At 62.9% G+C, this 19,558-nt stretch carries 20 protein-coding genes; 13 read left to right on the top strand and 7 right to left on the bottom strand.

All coding sequences use genetic code 11. The features are described from left to right. The 3 genes from BEN49_RS31315 to porW form a co-directional block, all read right to left on the bottom strand. Positions 1-60: hypothetical protein (locus BEN49_RS31315; protein ID WP_498366041.1), on the bottom strand; the 60-nt coding region annotated here is incomplete at its 3' end. Positions 61-333: 273 nt separating this feature from the next. Then, the gene (locus BEN49_RS24560) at positions 334-2,682 is read right to left on the bottom strand and encodes a penicillin-binding protein 1A (RefSeq protein WP_083326452.1); all 2,349 of its coding nucleotides are present in this window, start codon (positions 2,680-2,682) and stop codon (positions 334-336) included. A gap of 1,748 nt (positions 2,683-4,430) precedes the next feature. Continuing rightward, complete coding sequence (gene porW / locus BEN49_RS31310; protein ID WP_498366040.1) at positions 4,431-6,059, bottom strand: type IX secretion system periplasmic lipoprotein PorW/SprE; 1,629 nt, start codon at positions 6,057-6,059, stop codon at positions 4,431-4,433. A 178-nt stretch (positions 6,060-6,237) separates the two neighbouring features. Between porW and BEN49_RS26195 the strand changes: the two genes are divergently transcribed. From BEN49_RS26195 to BEN49_RS24505, 9 genes are all read left to right on the top strand, one after another. Next, complete coding sequence (locus BEN49_RS26195) at positions 6,238-6,489, top strand: AtpZ/AtpI family protein (protein ID WP_158023077.1); 252 nt, start codon at positions 6,238-6,240, stop codon at positions 6,487-6,489. Positions 6,490-6,502: 13 nt separating this feature from the next. Next, on the top strand, positions 6,503-6,907 hold the full coding sequence (locus BEN49_RS24540) for a hypothetical protein (RefSeq protein ID WP_125917229.1): 405 nt from the start codon (positions 6,503-6,505) through the stop codon (positions 6,905-6,907). A gap of 39 nt (positions 6,908-6,946) precedes the next feature. Continuing rightward, positions 6,947-8,020, top strand: coding sequence for a F0F1 ATP synthase subunit A (atpB, locus tag BEN49_RS24535; protein WP_070747580.1), 1,074 nt, complete (start codon positions 6,947-6,949; stop codon positions 8,018-8,020). A gap of 81 nt (positions 8,021-8,101) precedes the next feature. Next, positions 8,102-8,362 carry an ATP synthase F0 subunit C gene (atpE, locus tag BEN49_RS24530; RefSeq protein WP_070747576.1) on the top strand — a complete coding sequence of 87 codons (261 nt, stop codon included), beginning with the start codon at positions 8,102-8,104 and terminating at the stop codon, positions 8,360-8,362. Between the two features lie 179 nt (positions 8,363-8,541). After that, positions 8,542-9,036 (top strand): F0F1 ATP synthase subunit B, encoded by a 495-nt coding sequence (locus BEN49_RS24525; RefSeq protein ID WP_070747572.1) that lies wholly within the window; start codon positions 8,542-8,544, stop codon positions 9,034-9,036. Positions 9,037-9,126: 90 nt separating this feature from the next. Continuing rightward, positions 9,127-9,687 carry an ATP synthase F1 subunit delta gene (atpH, locus tag BEN49_RS24520; protein WP_070747569.1) on the top strand — a complete coding sequence of 187 codons (561 nt, stop codon included), beginning with the start codon at positions 9,127-9,129 and terminating at the stop codon, positions 9,685-9,687. A 9-nt stretch (positions 9,688-9,696) separates the two neighbouring features. Next, positions 9,697-11,280 carry a F0F1 ATP synthase subunit alpha gene (gene atpA, locus BEN49_RS24515; RefSeq protein WP_070747563.1) on the top strand — a complete coding sequence of 528 codons (1,584 nt, stop codon included), beginning with the start codon at positions 9,697-9,699 and terminating at the stop codon, positions 11,278-11,280. 111 nt (positions 11,281-11,391) lie between these two features. Further along, complete coding sequence (gene atpG / locus BEN49_RS24510; RefSeq protein WP_070747559.1) at positions 11,392-12,276, top strand: ATP synthase F1 subunit gamma; 885 nt, start codon at positions 11,392-11,394, stop codon at positions 12,274-12,276. 395 nt (positions 12,277-12,671) lie between these two features. Further along, positions 12,672-13,217, top strand: coding sequence for a hypothetical protein (locus BEN49_RS24505; RefSeq protein ID WP_070747556.1), 546 nt, complete (start codon positions 12,672-12,674; stop codon positions 13,215-13,217). A gap of 16 nt (positions 13,218-13,233) precedes the next feature. On the opposite strand, the gene BEN49_RS24500 is transcribed toward BEN49_RS24505, so the two are convergent. After that, positions 13,234-13,920 (bottom strand): HAD family hydrolase, encoded by a 687-nt coding sequence (locus BEN49_RS24500; RefSeq protein ID WP_083326450.1) that lies wholly within the window; start codon positions 13,918-13,920, stop codon positions 13,234-13,236. A 146-nt stretch (positions 13,921-14,066) separates the two neighbouring features. Between BEN49_RS24500 and pafA the strand changes: the two genes are divergently transcribed. From pafA to BEN49_RS24480, 4 genes are all read left to right on the top strand, one after another. Then, the gene (pafA, locus tag BEN49_RS24495) at positions 14,067-15,791 is read left to right on the top strand and encodes an alkaline phosphatase PafA (protein WP_239692092.1); all 1,725 of its coding nucleotides are present in this window, start codon (positions 14,067-14,069) and stop codon (positions 15,789-15,791) included. 205 nt (positions 15,792-15,996) lie between these two features. After that, positions 15,997-16,548, top strand: a complete 552-nt coding sequence (locus BEN49_RS24490) for an inorganic diphosphatase (protein WP_070747550.1) — start codon at positions 15,997-15,999, stop codon at positions 16,546-16,548. A 74-nt stretch (positions 16,549-16,622) separates the two neighbouring features. After that, positions 16,623-16,844 carry a hypothetical protein gene (locus BEN49_RS24485; RefSeq protein WP_070747546.1) on the top strand — a complete coding sequence of 74 codons (222 nt, stop codon included), beginning with the start codon at positions 16,623-16,625 and terminating at the stop codon, positions 16,842-16,844. Next, positions 16,750-17,484 (top strand): UbiA prenyltransferase family protein, encoded by a 735-nt coding sequence (locus BEN49_RS24480; RefSeq protein WP_158023076.1) that lies wholly within the window; start codon positions 16,750-16,752, stop codon positions 17,482-17,484. Before BEN49_RS24485 ends, BEN49_RS24480 begins: the two co-directional genes overlap by 95 nt. Before the next feature lie 13 nt (positions 17,485-17,497). Here BEN49_RS24480 and BEN49_RS24475 read toward each other — a convergent pair whose 3' ends face one another. The 3 genes from BEN49_RS24475 to BEN49_RS24465 form a co-directional block, all read right to left on the bottom strand. After that, positions 17,498-18,208: a ClpP family protease gene (locus tag BEN49_RS24475; protein ID WP_070747542.1), complete on the bottom strand. Its 711-nt coding sequence runs from the start codon at positions 18,206-18,208 to the stop codon at positions 17,498-17,500. A 105-nt stretch (positions 18,209-18,313) separates the two neighbouring features. Further along, the gene (locus BEN49_RS24470) at positions 18,314-18,583 is read right to left on the bottom strand and encodes a hypothetical protein (RefSeq protein ID WP_070747540.1); all 270 of its coding nucleotides are present in this window, start codon (positions 18,581-18,583) and stop codon (positions 18,314-18,316) included. A 4-nt stretch (positions 18,584-18,587) separates the two neighbouring features. Beyond that, positions 18,588-19,178: an RNA polymerase sigma factor gene (locus BEN49_RS24465; protein ID WP_070747539.1), complete on the bottom strand. Its 591-nt coding sequence runs from the start codon at positions 19,176-19,178 to the stop codon at positions 18,588-18,590. Positions 19,179-19,558: the final 380 nt, after the last annotated feature.

Below are 19,558 nucleotides of genomic sequence, written 5' to 3'. Positions count from 1 at the left end.
GTGGTCGTTCTTGTTGAAGTAGCTGCTCACCCGCTTGCGCAGGTCGATGGCCTTGCCCACGTAGATGATGCCCTCGTCGTCGAAATACTTGTACACCCCGGCCGTGGGGGAGGTGGTTAATCTGGGCTTGGAGGTCGGAAGAGGCTGCCATGAATCGCTGATTAGTCGTGATTGCGCTGATTAGATCGTGGGTCAATCGTGGGTTTGCTAATTTATGTGTCCGGGTAGGATAAGCTAACAGTAACAGAAAATGGCTGGCAAAAGTCGCCAGCCATTTTAAAAATTACCTCGTTAAATCAGCGAAATCACGGTTAATAAGGCAAAATCAGTGATCTAAATATCCTGTTTGTCGGGGCCATCCAAGTCGGGCTGGGCCATCTTTCGGTCGTAAGGGATGGTGTCGCGCTGGGCCGCGCCGGTGTACTTCGAGCAGTCAATCTCGATGCTCAGCGGCTTGGCCGGCAGCGGGAAGGGGCCCCGGTTGATGGCGATGTCCTTGTCGGCGTACACTTTCTTCATGAAGATGCCGTAGAGCGGCAGCGCCAGCCGGGCCCCCTGGCCGTAGGCCCCGGTGCGGAAGTGGATGCTCCGGTCCTCGCCGCCAATCCACATGCCGCAGACAAGGTCGGGGGTGATGCCCATGAACCAGGCGTCGGAATAGTTGGAAGTGGTGCCGGTTTTGGCTCCGATTTCGTTAGGGAACTTGAAGCCCGTGTGCAGAATGGTGCTGGTGCCGCCGGGCTCGGTGGTACTGGCTTGCAGCATGTTGGTCATGATGTAGGCCGTTTCCTCGCTCAGCACCTCCTTGGTTTGGGGCTGAAATTCGCGTAGCACGTTGCCGTTCTTGTCCTCGATGCGGGTTACCATTACCGGCGCGGTCCACACGCCCTTGTTCACGAAGGTGGCGTATACCCCGCACAGCTCAAAAATGCTGCAATCGGAAGCCCCGAAGCCAACCGACGGCACCGCGTCCACGGGCGAGGTGATGCCCAGGCGCTTGGCGTAGCCCACCACAATTTCGGGCGTGAGCTTGTACACCAGCCACGCCGTGATGGAATTCATGGAGCGAGCCAAGGCTTGGCGCAGGGTAAAGGTGCGGCCCGAGTAGCCGCCCTCGAAGTTCTGGGGCGTGTAGGGGGCCCTACCGGCCACGGCCGGGAAGGTAGTGGCTACGTCGGGCCGCGGGTAGCACGGCGAGTAGCCCTGGTCGATGGCCGCCGTGTATACAATCGGCTTGAAGGTAGAGCCCGGCTGGCGCTTGCCCTGGCGCACGTGGTCGAACTTGAAATACTTGAAATTAGGGCCCCCGACCCAGGCCTTTACCTGGCCGTTCAGCGGGTTCATGGCCATGAACCCGGCCTGCAAGTAGCGCTTGTAATAGGCCAGCGAGTCGAGCGGCGACATCAGCACTTCCTTCTCGCCCTGCCAGCTGAACACCTGCATCTTGTACTTTTTGCGCAGGTAATAGTTCACCGAGTCGCGGTTGCCGTCGTAGATCTTCATCAGCGACTTATAGCGCTCGGTGCGGCGCATCGAGATGTTCAGGAAGTTGGGGATGACCTTGCCGTTCTCGTCGCGCCAGGGCAATTGACCCTTCCAGTGGGCCGAAAACCACTTCTGCTGCAAGGCTAGATGCTCGTTCACGGCCGCCTCGGCGTGCTGCTGCATGCGCGAGTCGATGGTGGTGTAAATCTTCAGGCCGTCGGCGTAGAGGTCGTGGTCCGTCTCCTTGGCCCAGGCCAGCAGCGACTTCGCCACCTCGGTACGGAAGTAGGGGGCCAGGCCCTTGGCCGCGTTCTCTACGCTGTAGTGCAGCACGATGGGTTGGGCCGTGTCGGCGGCCAACTCGTTGGCCGGGATGTAGTGGGCCTTGGCCATCTGGCGCAGCACCCAGTTGCGGCGGCGACGCGAGCGGTCGGGGTGCACCTTGGGGCTGAAGCGGCCGGGCGCGTTCACGATGCCCACCAGCGTGGCCGCCTCTGGCGTCGTCAGGTTGCGCGGGGCCTTGTTGAAGAACGTCTTGGCCGCCGTGTTGATACCGTAAGCGTTCGAGCCGTACTCCACCGTGTTTAGGTACATGCGCAGGATTTCGCGCTTCGTGTAGTTGCGCTCCAGCCGGATGGCCAGCAGCCACTCCTTGGTTTTGGCCACCAAAATGCCCACTTTGCCGCTGCCGTTCAGTAGGCCGTCGTTCAGGGTATTAGGCTGGTCGGGCCGGGTTTTGAAGAGCACCTTGGCCACCTGCTGCGTGAGGGTGGAGCCCCCACCACCACGCCCCAGTGCCACCACAGCCCGCGAAATGCTGCGCGGGTCGATGCCCGAGTGCTGCTCGAAGCGCACGTCTTCGGTAGCCACCAGCGCGTCAATCAGGTTCTGAGGCAGGTCTTTGTACTCAGCGGGCGTGCGGTTTTCGCGGAAATACTTGCCCAGCAGCACGCCGTCGGCGGAATAGATTTCTGAGGCCAGCTCGGAGCGCGGGTTTTCGAGCGATTTCAGGTTCGGCATCCGCCCGAACAGGTTCAGGAAGTTGCTATTCACGGCCAGCACGTAGCCCCCGGCCACCAGCACGCCGCTCACAAACAGCACCCACAGCGTGCGCACAAAAGCTGTGTAGCGCCCTGGCCGGGCCGGCGCAGGGCCCCCTTTGGGCCGGCGGGGCGGAGCAGCAGAGTAGTCAGGCATAAGCAAGTAAGAGCAAAATCAACAGGCAAAAATAAAGCCCACGGCGCGAGCCGCGGGCCTGCTAGCAAAAAAGGGGCCTTAACCCCGGGCGGCCAGCGCTGCGCCGGCTATCCGGTAGCCCCTCAAGCTCCCAAAAAGCCATAACTACGTAGCCAAGATTCAGCGATTCAACGATTAGCGGGCAGCCGGCGAAAAGCCGGCAGCCCGCCACCGCCGCCCGGGGCCCTACTTGTACACTTTCTGGAAAAACGCTTCGTAGCCGGCCAGATCACCGGAGCTTTGCAGCAGCGCCAGGTTCTCGAGGCTAATGACCACCACTTGGAAACCCTGCCCGCGCAGCCGCCCCAGCGGCGACTGGGGCCCCCGCAGCTTCACAGCGTAGCTCTGGGCCACCTTGGCCCCGGTTAGGGCGCGCACCACCAACAGGTCCTGCTTATCGTCGAGGGCCTCGGCCTGCACCTGTAAGTTCACGTCACGGAACCAGCGGTGGTTGTACGTATCCAGGGCCGCGTCCAAGTTCGCCACCGGCGGCGCGCCCTTCGGAAACACCAGCACCACGGCATGAGCCGCGCTCAACTGCGTGCTGTAGGCCGTGGCGGGCGCAGGGGGCGCGGTGGCTGCGGGCGCAGTAGCGGCGGCGGCGGTAGCATTCGGTTCGGGCGCTGGTACCGGGGCCCCCGCGGGGACCGGTGTACCGGCGGGGGCGGGGGCCCCAGCTGCCGGCGTGGGGGCCGCCCCGGGCACTACCGCTCCGGGCACCACCGCCGCGGGCGTAGTTGCAGCAGGGGCACCTGGGGCGGCTGCCTTGGGTGCATTCTTCTGGGCCCTCCGCCCCGGCACCGTCGGTTTCGATGAGCCCTTGGGGGCCCCCGTAGCTGGCACCGCTTCCGGGGCCCCTGCTGGTACCACTAAAGGCGTGGCCGCGGCCGGCACTGGCGTTACGGCTGCGGCCGGCGATTCTTCGTTGCTGTAGTAAACGCGGAGCCGGTTGTCGATTTCGCCGGGGCGGAATCTCGATATTGCCGGCTTGTCCGTCGAGGCCAGGGCCCCGGTAATTTGGCCGGCGTCCTGCCGTTTATAAGTGCTGGCTAGGGCCCGCGCTTCGGGCACCAAGGGGCTGTCGGGAAAGTCTTTGTAGAACTTCTCCACCATGCCGCGGGCCGTAACTGGCGGCTGGGTCCGCACTACGAGCAGCGTCTTCAGGTACGCCACCCGGTCGCTGAGGTCGTTCTTGGGGTACTGCTGCTCGGTGCGGGCCAGTATGGCCGAGGCCTTGCGGAACTCCTGGTTTTTGTAGAGCACAAACGCCGAATCGACGCGGCTGGCCACGGCCTTGTGGAGGGCCAGCTCGTGCTCGCGGTACTGCGGGTCGGCAATGAGCTTGGCGTAGAGCGACTGCGGAAAGTCGCGCTGCAAAGCCGCCGCGTACTCCGCAGCCCTTTCCGCATTAGGCAACGCCTTGTAGTGCAGATACAGCAGGTAATAAGCGTCGGGCGCGTTGGGGCCCCGGGGGAAGCGCTGCACCTGCTGGGCGTAGGTGGCAATGCCCCGGTCGCGCTCCTTCAGCTGCTCTTTGTAGATGTTGCCCAGCTCGTACAGCGCCGCTTCAACCTGTTTGTTAGAGGCTTGCAGCTTTTCGGGCGTCGTGGGCAGGTCCTGGCGGTACTGCACCACTAGGTCGCGCTTCTCGGCGGCGGGGTCCACCACGGGAGCCACGCGGGGGCCATCGGGGGCCCCCGTGGTGGGGTTCACGCGGGTTTCGTCGTTGCCTGTGGTGGTGACGGGCACGTTGCCGTTGGCCACCTGGTTGGCGCTGTTGGATTGGCTGCTGGTGCGCCAGTTGTCCTGCAAGCGGCGGTTGTCCCACTTGCGCAGGAAGTCGGGCGCGCCGTGCCCAGCGTGGCGGGGTTGTCGAAGTACCACTGGGCCCCGGTGCCGGCGGCGGTGGGGTCAAACGCCAGCGGGTCGACGTTCGACTGGCCGCTGGGCAAGTTGCTCAGCGAGCTGCTGTTGGTGAGGCTCGGCCGGCCGGCCAGCTCCGCGGCGCGGGCCTGAATTTTGTCGGCCAGCAGCTTCTTGGCCAGCGCTGCCTCGCGGGCCGCTAGCTCGGCGGTGGCGTACTGGTCGAGGCGCTGGTCGAGGGCCCCCGGCTCCAGCCGCACCAGCGCCTGGAGGCTGTCCTGGGTTTCGACGATGGTGTACTGCTTGGCAAACTCCTTCAGAATATCGGCCCGCTCCTTCACGGCCACGTAGGTGCGCGCCGTCTGGCTCATGTTCTGCACCGTGCTGTCGTAATAGGCCGCCGCGAGGCGGAATTTTTGCAAGTTCTCGTAGTAAATGCGCCCCGCCAGCAGGTAGGTGTAGCTCTTCTGGGAGCGGTTGGTAGTGGTGGCTTTAGCAGAAGTGCGCAGCTGGGCCAGGGCCCCAGCGTAGTCTTTCTGGCGGTAGGCCAGCCGTGCCAGCTCGTAGTAAATCTTGTCGTGGTACTCCTTGTTCTTCGGGTCCTTCAGCAGCCCGGCAAAGTACTTGTCGAGCCGCGCCTTGTTCTCCGCATCCAGCCCCGATACCTGCGCCAGCAGCAGCTTGCTGAAAAAGTCCAGCTCATAGGGCGGGTTGTGAGCCAGAATGTCGTTAAGCTGCTCCACCGCCTTTTGGTCGTCGCCTTGCTCCTGGTAAAGCTGGGCCAGCAGGTAGCGAGTGCGCGAGCGCTCGTTCTTGAGCTCAATGAGGGGCACGGCCCGCTCCAGTTGCGGAATGGCCAGCTTCGGCTCCTCAGTGCGCAGGTAGTAATCGGCGCGGGTCAGGAACAGCTCGCGGGCGTCGGCCGGGGTCCCTACTTCCCGGTCCAGCAGGTCCGACACGGCCTTGGCGCTCTCCAGCTGGTCGGTGGCCACAAAGGTGCGCATCAGCCCGATCAGGCCCTCGTGCTGGGCGTTGGGGTCCTTGCTGGTCGAGTTCACGTACTTAAACGTCAGGGCCGCGTCGTCGAACTGCATCGAGTAAAACCGGGCCCAGGCCACCAGCAGGTAGGCGTCGTCGGTCCAGTCCGAGCCCGGCCGGTTCTGGATTGGCATGGATGCCCGCTTGATGATGCCGTTCAAATCGGCGCGGTTGGCCCGCACGCTGGCGCTGTCCAGCGTCGGAAACAGCGGCAGCCGCTGGTTGTAGTCGTTCACGCGCCCCGCGTACAGTTTGGTTTCCGTGGCGCGCAGCTGCTCGCGGGCCAGGAAGTAGGCATTGTCGCGCGCCGCCACGTTGTTGATGGCGTGGCCCACCACGCCGGTGCTCGACGCGCAGCCGGCCAGCCACCCGAGGCCCAGCAGCAGCCCGGACCAGGCTAGCCAGCGAAAATTCAGCGAGTAATTCGTCAAAGCCAAGGGAAAAGGAAAAAGCCGGCTGCTGGGGCCCCAACGCCGCTGGGGGCCGAAAATGTTCGCCCGGCAACGCGCGCCTGCGCCGTACCAACGGCGGCAGCCGGGTAAAATTACGTTTCCCCGCCTAAACCCCCGCCCGGTCTGCGCCGTAGCTTTGCGCCCCGTCCTTCACGTCCCGCTCATGCCCCTCCCACCCGCCGCCGGCCCCGAGCCCAAATCCGACCCCGCCGGCAACGACCGTCTGCGCGCCATCGGCAAGTACTCGGGCATCGCCTTCCAGATGCTGGCCACCATCGGCCTCAGCGCCTGGGCCGGCACGTGGCTCGACGGCCACTACCGTACCCAAACGCCGTGGTTCACCATCGGGCTCATGCTGGCGGGCGTGCTCCTGGCCCTCTACCAAGTCATCCGTTCCCTCACCAACAGCGCCTAGCGCCGGCTTCCTCATGTCCGCTTTTTTCCGGCCATTCGTGGCCTTTTGTTGCGTGGTGGGCCTGGCTCTCTACGGGCTGTACGCCGCCTTCGGGGCCGCTGCGGTGCACCCGCTGACGCCGTCCCTATTTGCCGGCTTAGCAGCTCTCACCTTCATTGGCCTGGCTATCACGGCGCGCGCCGTGCGCGCCAACCCCGACAACTTCATGGCGGCCTATTTCGGCTCTGTGGCGCTCCGGCTGGTAGTCGGCTTGGCAGCCGTTCTCGCCTACCTCTACAACGGCGGTGCCCACGCCGGGCGGGCCACCTATACGTTCCTGGGGGCCTTCTTCATATTGTACTTTCTCTTTGCTGGGTTTGAAATTTGGGCTATTTTGACTAACTTGCGGCCGTTTTCAAAAAAACAAGTACCGGAGTAGTAGTTAGTTACTCCAGTTTGTGATATTAAGTCTGTTTGAATGAAGCATTTACTGTCGATTCTCCTTTTTCTGTTAACCCTGCCGGTTTTTGCCCAAGAGCCCGCCAAGGGCGCTGAGTCGGCCGGATCCTTCAACCCGGGGGAAGTTATTTTGCACCACGTCGCCGACTCCCACGAGTGGCATTGGTTCTCGACCGACAACGGGAATTTCGTTAGCTACTTCCCCATCATCGCCTACCAGCCGGGCAAGGGTATGTTGGTCTTCTCCTCGGAGAAAATAGCCGAAGGTAAAAGCTACGAAAACCTCAAGCTCGAGGATGAGCACCTGACCACGCTGGACGGCAGCCCAGTATACGATTTCTCTATAACCAAAAACGTGGCGGCCCTCATCATAAGCAGCTTGGTTTTGGTCATTGTGTTCACGTCGGTGGCCCGCGGCTACCGCCGCCGGGTTGGGAAGGCCCCCACGGGCATGCAGTCATTCCTAGAGCCTTTCGTGATCTTCATCCGCGATGAGGTAGCCAAAAAAAGCATCGGCCCCAAGTACGAGCGCTACATGCCGTACCTGCTCACGCTATTCTTTTTCATCTGGTTCAACAACCTGCTGGGACTCACGCCTGGGGCCGCCAACCTGACCGGCAACGTGGCCGTGACGGCCATGCTGGCTATTCTCACGCTGATTATTACGCTGTTCAGTAGTAATAAAAACTACTGGGGACACATTTTCGCGCCTCCCGGGGTGCCGTGGGCGCTTTACATCATCATGATACCGGTTGAATTGGTAGGGATAATTGTGAAGCCCTTCTCACTCGCGGTGCGGCTATTCGCTAACATCACGGCCGGCCACATTATTATTCTAAGTTTCATCAGCCTGATTTTCATTTTCCGTTCGGCTGGAGCTGGTTTTCTATCGGTTCCCTTCGGCTTATTCATCAGCCTATTGGAGTTACTGGTGTCCATTCTCCAAGCGTATATCTTCACGCTGCTCACGGCTATGTACATCGGTAGCGCTGTTGAAGAGCACCACCACGAGGATGACTTTGGCACCGCCGAGCAGTCGCATGGTGGCTCCAATCTGGGCAACATCACCCGTTCCGACGTAGCCGCTCACTAAAGCTAGTGCCTCTGGGGTCCTAGTCCGGCGCCCTGTACCTATTTTTGCGTTTTCATTTTTTCAACACACTTCCCTTTTACCATGCTTCTCTCGTTGTTACTGCAAGTTGTTAATTCTGTTGGTCTGGCCGTAATGGGTGCTGGCATTGGTGCCGGTTTGGCTATTATCGGCGCTGGCTTGGGTATCGGCCGCATCGGTGGCAGCGCCATGGATGCCATTGGCCGTCAGCCAGAGGCTTCGGGTAAAATCCAGACCGCTATGCTGATTGTAGCGGCTCTGATTGAGGGCGCGGCCCTGTTTGCCGTGGTGGTTTGCTTGCTCATCGCGCTGAACCTGAAATAGTTGTATTAGTGGGCCCCCGGCCGGCTGGTCCTAGCCTACTGCGGTAGACTAGGGCCAGCTGCGCCGGGTTTTCCTTCGTTACGGGCTGGGGCCCCCACCGAGGCGTGCCATTATGATGCCGCCCGGCGGCACCGAATTCTTTGCCCTTTTGTTAGCCAGGATGTTAAATCGCTGATACTATGTCGCTCATCACCCCTGAATTTGGCTTGCTATTCTGGCAAACCCTGATTTTCCTGATTCTCTTCCTTTTGCTGGCCAAGTTCGCCTGGAAGCCCATCCTGGGGTCGCTGAAGGAGCGGGAGGACAGCATTGAAAGCGCGCTGCGCATGGCCGACCAGGCCAAGCTGGAAATGCAGCAGCTACGCGCTGGCAATGAAAAATTGCTGGCCGATGCCCGCCTGGAGCGCGACCGCATGATGCAGGAAGCCACTGCAATGGCCAACCAGCACCGCGAAACCGAGAAGGCCCGCGCCACCAGCGAAGCCAACCACATCGTGCAGCAGGCCCGCGAAGCCATCCAAACCGAAAAGAACGCGGCCTTGGCCGAAGTGAAAAATACCGCTGCCCAGTTGTCGCTCGACATTGCCGAGCGCATCCTGCGCCGCGAACTCGCAGACCCAGCTGCCCAAACGCAGCTTGTGGATTCGTATTTGAAAGAAGTTAAGCTCAATTAGTTGTGAGTTGTCAGTTGTTGGTTGTCAGTTCGTTTTAACTGCTAATACTAGCCTGGCAACTGATAACCAACAACCGACAACTAAAACCACATGGCTGACCAACGAGTGGCGTCCCGCTACGCCAAGTCGCTCCTCGACTTGGGACAGGAGCAAGGCACGCTGGAACAGGTGAAGCAGGACATGGACCTGCTGGACCAGGTAGTGAGCGGCAGCCGCGAGTTGCGCCTGCTGTTACGCAACCCCATCGTGAAGCATGACAAGAAGCTGGCCATCCTCACCGCGCTGTTCAAAGGCAAGGTGACGGACATGACCATGCGCTTCTTTACCATTCTGACCCAGAAGAACCGGGAAAGTGCGCTGGAAAGCGTCGCTGTGGAGTTCAAGGTGCAGTACAATATATTGCGCGGCATCCAAACGGCCGAAGTTGTTTCGGCCGTGCCCCTCACGCCCGCCCTGCGCGAGCAGATGCGTGCCGAGGTAACGCGCCAGTCTGGCCACGTCGGCGTGGAGCTGGCCGAAAGGGTAGACCCGGCGCTAATTGGTGGCTTCGTGCTGCGGGTGGGTGACGTGCAGCTCGACGAATCCGTTCGTTCCAGCCTGCGGAAGATGCGCACCGCCCTGCAAGAAAATTCATATCAAAATCAACTGTAAATCAGCATCATGGCAGAAGTACGTCCGGACGAAGTATCCGCAATCCTGCGGGAGCAGCTGTCCAATTTCAAGTCCGAAGCCGAGCTGGAAGAAGTCGGCACCGTGTTGCAGGTGGGCGACGGCGTGGCCCGCATCTACGGGCTGACCAAAGCGCAGTCGGGCGAATTGCTGGAGTTCGAGAATGGCCTCCAGGCCCTTGTGCTGAACTTGGAAGAAGACAACGTAGGTGCCGTAATGCTCGGCGACTACAGCGAAATCCGCGAAGGTGCCACCGTGCGCCGCACCAATAAGATTGCCTCCATTAAGGTGGGCGAAGGCATTGTGGGCCGTGTAGTGAACACCCTCGGCCAGCCCATCGACGGCCGGGGCCCCATCCAGGGCGAGCTGTACGAGATGCCGCTGGAGCGCAAAGCACCGGGCGTTATCTTCCGCCAGCCCGTGACGGAGCCGCTTCAAACTGGCATCAAGAGCATAGACGCTATGATTCCGATTGGCCGGGGCCAGCGTGAGCTGATCATTGGTGACCGCCAAACTGGTAAGTCGGCCGTGGCCATCGACACAATTATTAACCAGCGTGAATTTTTTGAGCGCGGCGAGCCCGTGTTCTGCATTTACGTGGCCGTGGGCCAGAAAGCCTCGACGGTGGCTCAGGTGGTGAATGCCCTAACCAAGGGCGGCGCCATGGACTACACCGTGGTGGTATCGGCTTCGGCCGCCGACCCAGCCCCGCTGCAATTTTATGCGCCTTTCACCGGCGCCGCCATCGGCGAATTCTTCCGCGACACGGGCCGCCCGGCCTTGGTGGTGTACGACGACTTGTCGAAGCAGGCCGTGGCTTACCGTGAGGTGTCGCTGCTGCTCCGCCGTCCTCCCGGACGCGAGGCTTACCCCGGCGACGTGTTCTACCTGCACAGCCGCTTGCTGGAGCGGGCCGCTAAAATCAACGCTTCGGACAGCATTGCTCGCGACATGAACGACCTGCCCGAGAGCCTTAAAGGCATCGTGAAAGGCGGCGGTTCGCTGACGGCTTTGCCGCTGATTGAGACGCAGGCTGGTGACGTATCGGCGTATATCCCGACCAACGTAATTTCGATTACGGACGGCCAGATCTTCCTCGAAACCAACCTCTTCAACTCTGGTGTGCGGCCAGCCATCAACGTGGGCATCTCAGTGAGCCGCGTGGGTGGTAACGCCCAGATTAAGTCGATGAAGAAGGTATCGGGTACGCTGAAGCTTGACCAAGCGCAATTCCGTGAACTGGAAGCCTTTGCTAAATTCGGTTCGGACCTCGATGCTTCGACCAAGCTCACGATTGAGCGTGGCCGCCGCAACCTGGAAATCCTCAAGCAGCCGCAGTTTTCGCCGGTGAAAGTGGAGGACCAAGTGGCCATCATCTACGCGGCTACCAACGGCTTGCTGGATAACGTGCCCGTGAACAAAGTGCGTGAGTTCGAGAAAGAGTATACCCAAACGATGAACTCGCGCTACCCCGACGTGCTCAAGGCCCTCAAGGCCGGCAAACTCGAAGATGCGGGCATCAAGGCCATGCGCGAAGTTGCCAAGGATGTATCGTCGCGCTACGCCGCGAAGTAATAAGCAGTTGTAAATTATGAGTTATGAATTGTGAGTTAGCTCTCGGATAGCGCTTTGCGCGTTAGCCTATGCAATTCATAATTCATAATTCAAAACTCATAATTAACCTAAATGGCTAGTTTAAAAGAAGTTCGTAGCCGCATTCAGTCGGTGAGCAGCACGCAGCAAATCACCAAAGCCATGAAAATGGTGGCGGCGGCCAAACTGCGCCGGGCCCAGGACAATATCGTGCGCATGCGGCCCTATGCCCAGCGCCTGAATGCAATTCTGACCAACCTGACCCGCGCGACCGACGACGACCTCGTGAGCGACTACGGTACGGTGCGCGAAGTACGCAAGGTGCTGGTTATCGCCATCACGTCGGACCGGGGTCTGGCCGGGGCGTTTAACTCCAACGTTTTCAAGGGAGTTAATGCTTTGGTAGCCCAGCGCTACGCCAGCCTGCCAGCGGCCAACATCTCGGTGATGGCCATTGGCAAGAAGGCGAACGACTACTTTGCCCGCCGGGGCCCCCTGGTTGGCAACTACACGCACGTGTTTGCTCAACTGTCGTTTGACACGGTGCGCGTGGCGGCGGAGCAGGCGATGGCCGGTTTTCGCGATGGCCAGTACGACGAAGTGGTAATGGTGTTCAACGAGTTCCGAAACGTGGCCACGCAGGTGGTGCGCACCGAGCAGCTGTTGCCACTAGTACCCGCTGAGGCCCCTGCAACGGCTACGCCCACGAGCAACGTGGATTATGTTTTCGAGCCCAGCAAGGAGGAGATTGTGCAAACACTCATCCCGCAGTCGCTGAAAATCCAGCTTTACAAAGCGGTGCTGGAAAGCAACGCTTCGGAGCACGGGGCCCGGATGACGGCCATGGACAAGGCCACTGAAAACGCCGGCGAGTTGCTGAAATCGCTGAAGCTGACCTACAACCGGACGCGCCAAGCGGCCATCACAACCGAGATTCTCGAAATCGTGGGTGGTGCCGAAGCTTTGGCGGCCGGCTAGAAAAGAATTTATTGCTAAAAAGCTCGGAACCAACAGGTTCCGAGGCTTTTTGCGTTTGGTGCGGCCCGGTGCTATGGGATAAACGCCGTTTGGGGGGGCTGCTGTCATAGCAGGGAAGAGCTTTTTACTAAACCGTTGCTGGGATGAGGATTCTATGGGTTGACTTTTAGGTAGAACAATTATTGCATTTGGCTAAGGAAAGGTCATTCAGAGATGGCAGAATGCTAAAAAATGCATATTTTAGCAAAAAATTGGCTTGCAGCCGTAAACCTGCCGTTGCCCGGTGGGGCGGTACGTTCTTCTTGATCTGTCTAAGCCCCGGTGAAAAGCGGAACTAGGGCCCCCATTCTCCTTTCGCTAAGCCCCATTCGGTGCAGGCAAACCCTACTTGGATCATGCAAAACCAGTTTTTCGAAGCGGTTTCTGGTGCTCAGGCGCGCGCGTCCCGCTTCTCGGCCAACGACTATGCTACGCCGGAAGCCCGCATTGAACCCGACGACTTCCGCCCGCAACTGCACCTGACGTTGCATGGGCCCGATAGCCTATCCTCTGGTATTCTAATTCGCTTCGAAGGCGAAGCTGAAGCTACGGTGGGGCCCCTGCGGCTGGCGGCCCGTTCGGGGGCCGTGGCCTATGCCCTGCCGCTGGCTCAACTTACGGATTCGACCACAGTGGCGCTAAGTGTGGCCGGCTTGGCCCCGGGCCGCTACGCGTTGTGGGCCGATGCCTTATATAATTTTTCGGCGACAGCCATCTGGCTGGTGGATGCCCACGCCGGTGTGCGCGTGAACCTGCGGCAGGAGCCCGGATACGTGTTCACGGCCGTGGCGGCGGCCCCGGGCCGGTTCTGGCTGCACTTCCTGCCGCTCGATTTAGGCGAGTACTCGACGGCCCCCGACCTGATGCGGGCGCTGGCAACCCCAAGCTGGGCGCAGGCTTAGCGGCCTGGGCCCCCGGCTAGCGGCGGCGCGGCCGGGGGCCCGCCGGCTGCGCCTGCCACGCGGCCAGCAGCTCGGCCGGGGTGAGGCCAGTAAAATCCTTAATCGACAGCAATGGGGCCTGGAACGCCTTAGCGGGCAGCGACGACGTGACGGCCACGCAGCGCATACCGGCCCGGTAGGCGGCCTGCTCGCCCAGTACGGCGTCCTCAAATACTATGCAGTCGGCGGGCGCTACGCCCAGCTTTTGGGCCACTACGGCGAAGGTGTCGGGATGGGGCTTACCTTGGCGCACGTCGTCTTCGCCCACCACCACGTCGAAATACTGCCGCAACTCCAGGTGGTCGAGGAGGTAGCTGAGCGTGGGGCCCCCGGAGCCGGTGCCCAGGCCGATGGGGTGGCCAGCGGCGCGGGCGGCTTGCAGGAACGCGAAGAGGCCCGCCGTGGCGCGGCGCTTGTTCCAGTACAGGGTGCGGTAGAGAAATTCGCGCTGGGCGGCGTACTCCTTGAGCTGCTTGGCGGGCACGGGGTGGCGAAACACGGAGGCCAGAATATCGGTGGCGGGCATGCCATTCAGGCGCTTGAGTAAAGCGCGGGCATTGGTGGTCAGGCCCAGGTCGCGGAACAGGAGCTGGAAGGCGCGGGCCTGGTAGGCGGTGTTATCGACGATAACGCCGTCCATGTCGAAGATGAGGGCGGGGAGCAAAACGGGTAGTTGGGGGAAGAAATTAGGGGCCCCAGTGGGCAAAGGGTCTACGAAACTTAACGGCGGGGGGCCGGATGGGGCCGCAGACCGAGCAGTACCTTTGCCCCTTGCGGTGCCGCGGTGGTGCCTTCACCTCTGCCTTTCCTTTGAAAAAAATCCTTGCCTCTGCCTTGTCCCTGGCCGCTGCGCTGCTGGTGGGCCCTGCCTCTGCTTCCCCGCCCGGCCCCAAGCCCGTGCCGCGCCCCAAGCTGGTGGTGGGCATCGTGGTGGACCAGATGCGCTACGACTACCTGTACCGCTACTGGGACAAGTTTGGCAGCGGTGGCTTCCGGCGCCTGCTGGGGCAGGGCTTCAGCTACGCCAGCTGCCACTACAACTACGTGCCCACCTACACGGGCCCCGGCCACAGCAGCATTTACACTGGCACCACGCCGGCCAACCACGGCATTGTGGGCAACAACTGGTTTGTGCGCGAGGACGGCAAAAGCACCTACGTAACCGAGGACAAGACCGTGCAGGCGGTGGGCGGCTCGGCGGCGGCCGGGCAGCAGAGCCCGCGCCACCTGCTCACCACCACCATCACCGATGAGCTGCGGCTGGCCACTAATTTCCAGAGCAAAACCATTGGCGTGTGCATCAAGGACCGGGGCAGCATTTTGCCGGCCGGGCACGCGGCCAACGCCGCCTACTGGTACGACGGCGCCAACGGGGCCTTCATTAGCAGCACGTTTTACACCCAGGCCCTGCCCGAGTGGGTGAGCAAGTTCAACGCCGCCGGCCACGCCGCCGAATACCTCAGCAAGCCCTGGAACACGCTGCTGCCCATCGCGCAGTACACCGAAAGTACGCCCGACGACGAGCCCTGGGAAGGCGCCTTTAAGGGCGAGGACCGGCCGGTTTTCCCGCACGACTTGCCCACGCTCAGCGCCGGGCTGCCGGCCGTGGTGAGCGCCACGCTGAAGGCCACCGGCGAAACCGCACCCAAGGCCACGCCCCAAAACCTGGACCTGATCCGCTCTACGCCGTTCGGCAACTCGCTCACGGCCGACTTTGCCATCGAAACCATCCGGGCCGAGCAGATGGGCCAGCGCGGCCAAACCGATTTCCTGGCCCTGAGCTTCAGCAGCACCGACTACGTGGGCCACCAGTTCGGCACCACGGCCGTGGAAACGGAGGATACCTACCTGCGCCTCGACCAAGACCTGGCCCGCGTGCTCGACTACCTCGATAAAACCGTGGGCAAGGGCCAGGCGCTGGTGTTCCTCACCGCCGACCACGCCGCCGACCAGTCGCCCGGCTTTTTGCAGGCCCACCGGCTGCCCGGCGGCGGCGTGGGGCCCAACGTGATGCGCGACTCGCTGCAACGGGCCCTGGTGCGCCGCCACGGTCCCGGCGCCTGGGTGCTCGACTACGAGAACCAGCAGGTGTACCTCAACCGCCCGCTGCTGGCCCAGAAGGGCCTGGACTTGGCCAAGGTGCAAACTGAAATGGCTGACCTGCTGCTGCGCCTGCCCCACGTGGCGCAGGCCATCACCGCCACCGACCTCCAGCGCGGCCACTGGAGTGAGGGCACCGGCATGTTCCAAGAAAATGGCTTTTATGCCCCGCGCTCGGGCGACGTACTGGCCGTGCTGGAGCCGGGCTGGCTCGAAGCCTACGGCTTTCCGGTGGTGAAGGGCACCACCCACGGCGCCTCCTGGGCCTACGATACCCACGTGCCGCTGCTGTTCTGGGGCTGGGGCGTGAAGCACGGCGAGTCGGCCGCGCCGGTAAAAATCATCGACGTGGCCCCTACGGTGGCCCAGTGGCTGCACATCCAGGAGCCCAGCGGCTGCACCGGCACGCCGCTGCGCGAGGTGCTGGGCCGCTGAGCCCGGGGCCCCGCGGCGCCCGGGGCCCTAAAACTGGGCCGGGCCAACCCGGGGCGCGTTTATGCGTTGAGGCATATTCGGCCGGGGCCCAGTAACTTGGTGCCCCGTTCGGGTGCGCGGCCGGGCGGCGGGCGCTTGCACCGCTTGACTTTTGGGCCGGCCGGGGCCCCACGTTTTTTTGATTCCCCTATTTTCCCATCCCTGAATGACCCCCCACTTTAACCCCTGGCACGACGTGTCGCGCGGCGACAACCTCCCGCACACGGTGCAATCCATTATCGAAATCCCCAAAGGCAGCAAGGCCAAGTACGAGCTCGATAAAGAAAGCGGCCTGCTGAAGCTCGACCGCGTGCTGTTCTCGGCCGTGCACTACCCCGCTGCCTACGGCTTCATTCCGCAGACGTACTGCGACGATAAGGACCCGCTGGATATCCTGGTGCTCTCCTCCGTCGATATTGTGCCCATGTGCCTGGTGGAGGCCAAGGTCATCGGCGTGATGCAGATGGTGGACCAGGACGAGGAGGACGACAAGATCATCGCCGTGGCCGCCAACGACATTTCGGTGAACCACTACAACGACCTCTCCGACCTGCCCCCGCACATGCTGCTCGAAATGCAGCGCTTCTTCGAAGATTACAAAGCCCTGGAACACAAGCACGTGAGCGTGGAGCGCTTCATGGGCCGCGAAGATGCCTACCGCATCATCAACGCCAGCATCAAGCTCTACGAGGAAACCTACGGCAACGGCAAGCGCTAAACCCGCCCGCCACCTGCCTGTTTTGACGGCCCCGGGGCAAGCTGCTGCTTGCTTCGGGGCCGTTCTTTGTGTCCATGCTCCGCCGCCCGTTGCCCCTGCGCCTGCTCGATGCCGTGCTCTACAGCAGCGCGTGGCTGGCCGCCGCCGCCGCCGCCCAAACGGCGGCCACCCTGCGGCTGTGGCCCGCGGCCGGGGCATTGGGTGGGGCCCCGGGCGGGCGCGTGGTGGCGCTGGTATTCGCCGCCACGGTGCTCGTGTACAACCTCGACGCCGTGCTGCCCCTTCAAGCACCGTGAGCCGGCCGGTACCTCGGGCCGCAAGGCGTGGCAGCAGCGGCACCGCGGGGCCCTGGCCGGGCTGGCCGCCGCCGCCGCGCTGGGCGGCGCCTACCTGTTTTTCTCCGATGGCTGGTGGCACTACCTGCCACTGCTGGTGCCGCTGGCGGCGCTGGCGTTGCTGTACTCGTGGCCGCTGGGGCGGTGGCGCGGCCGGCCCGTGGCCCTGCGCGACGTGCCGCTGCTGAAGGTGTTCCTCATCGCTGGGGTGTGGTCGCTCATCACGGTGGGGCTGCCCGTGCTGGCCCTGCACCGCCCCTGGGCCGAGGCCCAGGGCTTGCTCGACCAGCGGTTTTTGCTGGTGCTGGCCCTGGCCATTGTGTTCGACATCCGCGACTACGGGCGCGACCGGGCGGCGGGCACCCCGGCACGTTTCCGGGGGTGCTGGGGTGCCGGGGGCTCGGTGGCTGGCGCTGGCGCTGCTGGCCGGGGCCCTGGCCCTGGGCCTGTGGCGCGGCGCGGCCCCGCTGGCCGTGCTGCTGCCCGGCGTGCTGGCCGCCGCCGTCATCGCCACGGCCGACGAGTCGCGCAGCGATTACTTCTTCGCCCTCATCACGACGGCGTGCTGCTGGTGCAAGCCGCGGCGTATTTCATCTTCTGAACGGGGCCCCGGGCTAGGCGCGGGGCTCGGCCGGCTGGCGCGTCAGCACTTCGTCGATGAGGCCGTATTCCTTGGCTTCGTCGGCGCGCAGCCAGTAGTCGCGGTCCGAGTCGTCGTGGATTTGCTGGTAGGTTTTGCCGGTGCGCTCGGCGTAGATGCCGTAGAGCTCCTGCCGGATCTTGACCACCTCGCGGGCCGTGATTTCGATATCGGCCGAGGGGCCCTGCACCCCGCCCGAGGGCTGGTGAATCATGACGCGGGCGTGGGGCAGGGCCGAGCGCTTGCCGAGGGCGCCGCCGCACAGCAGAAACGCCCCCATGCTGGCCGCCAGCCCGGTGCAAATCGTGGCCACGTCGGGCGCCACGTACTGCATGGTGTCGTACATGCCGAAGCCGGCGTACACCGACCCGCCCGGCGAATTGATGTAGAGCAGAATGTCCTTGCGCGCATCGGCCGACTCCAGAAACAGCAATTGAGCGTTGATGATGTTGGCAATGTTGTCGTCCACGGCTTGGCCCAGGAAGATGATGCGGTCCATAATCAAGCGCGAAAACACGTCGATTTCAGCGAAGCGCGTGGGGCGCTCCTCAATCACCGAGCGCGTCATGCACGTGATGGCTGGGAGCCCCGCACCGGCCAAGTGCCGGAAGTATTGGTCGAAAAACAACCCGTTGACGCCGCGGCCGTGCACGGCAAATTTTCGAAATTCTGGTTGATTACGCATACAAAAAGAAAAAAACAGGCGCGCAGCGGCCACCCGGGGCCCCTTGCTGGGTGCCCCGGCCGCAACGGCCTGGGGTGAAATGAATGGGGGGGGGGGAGCCTACGGCTACGCGCGGCGGCCCCAGCGGGCAAATACCAGGCGCAAGCCGGCCGCGGCGGCCGTCCACGCCCAGCGGCCCGCCCGGGGGCCGTACAGCGTTTCGTGAATGGCGGCCAGCTCGCGGCGCAACTGCCGCTGGCCGGCCAGGTGCAGGGCCCCGTAGGCCCGGCGCTGGGCCTCAGTGTCGGCCGCCAGGGCCGCGGCGGGGGGCGGCGCATCCGGGGCCCCCAGCAAGTAGTGCTCAATGCCGCGCAAGCGTTCTAGTTCGGGGCGCATGGCATCAGCAGGGCAAGGCGTGGGGGAAGGCCGCGCGCACCGCGTTGCGCAGGCGCTCCAGGCACTTGAACTTCTGCACCGTGGCCGACCGCACGCTGCCGTAGCCGTGGGCCGCGGCAATTTGCGCCAGCGGCTGCCGGAAGTAGTAGTAAGCCAGTAAGATGCTGCGGCACTTTTCGTTCAGCTGCTCTACGTAGGCCAGCACGGAAAACGGCTCGGTGGGCTCTTCGGCGGCGGGCTCCGCGGCCTCGGTGGGGCCCTCCTCCACCGCCGCAAGGCCGGTGCGCGGGTGGCGGGCACGGCGGTCCAGCTCGCGCAGCCATAGGTTGCGGCTCACCGCCACGAGGTAGGTGCCGGGCGCCGCGGTGAGGGCTAGGGCCCCGGCCGCCGCTTTTTCGTAGAAGACGACCAGCGCGTCCTGAAACACGTCTTGGGCATCCTGGTCGGTGCCGCCGCGCCGCAGCACGTGCCGCCGCACCGCTGGAAACGTGCGCCGGTACAGGTCCGTCAGGGTGCGGGTGCGGTCGGCCAGCAGCGCGGCGCGCAGGCCGGGGGCCGCGGTGGGAGCCACGGGCAAAACTTCAGTCAGGAGCATGGCGGGCAGGAAGGATGAGTTGCTTCTTAATCCCGATTTAAGAGAAATATCACCGCCCGCTGACATTAAATATTTAGCGGCTCTTCGGGTGGAGGGTTGTTCTACTCATCTGGCGTCCCGCAGAAAGCACCTTATCCAGGTAAGACAAGTTACGCAGCGATGGCAAGATGCTTCGCAAGCTCAGCATGACAGCTCCTCATTCGGATGGCTTATTAGTGCATAAACAATCAAGTAGTTAAGTCACGCAGCGCCGGCCCGATATGCGCCACCAAGTCGCCGGCAATGAGGCCGGCCTCGCCGGTTTCGGCGGCGGCCAGGTCGCCGGCGTGGCCGTGGGCCAGCACGGCGAGGCGGGCGGCGTGCAGAGGCCCCCAGGCGCG

The sequence above is a fragment of the Hymenobacter coccineus genome (assembly GCF_001816125.1).
Lineage (GTDB): Bacteria > Bacteroidota > Bacteroidia > Cytophagales > Hymenobacteraceae > Hymenobacter > Hymenobacter coccineus.
The sequence above is the reverse complement of the archived record's forward strand: the minus strand, read 5'-3'. Positions and strand labels throughout refer to the sequence as shown.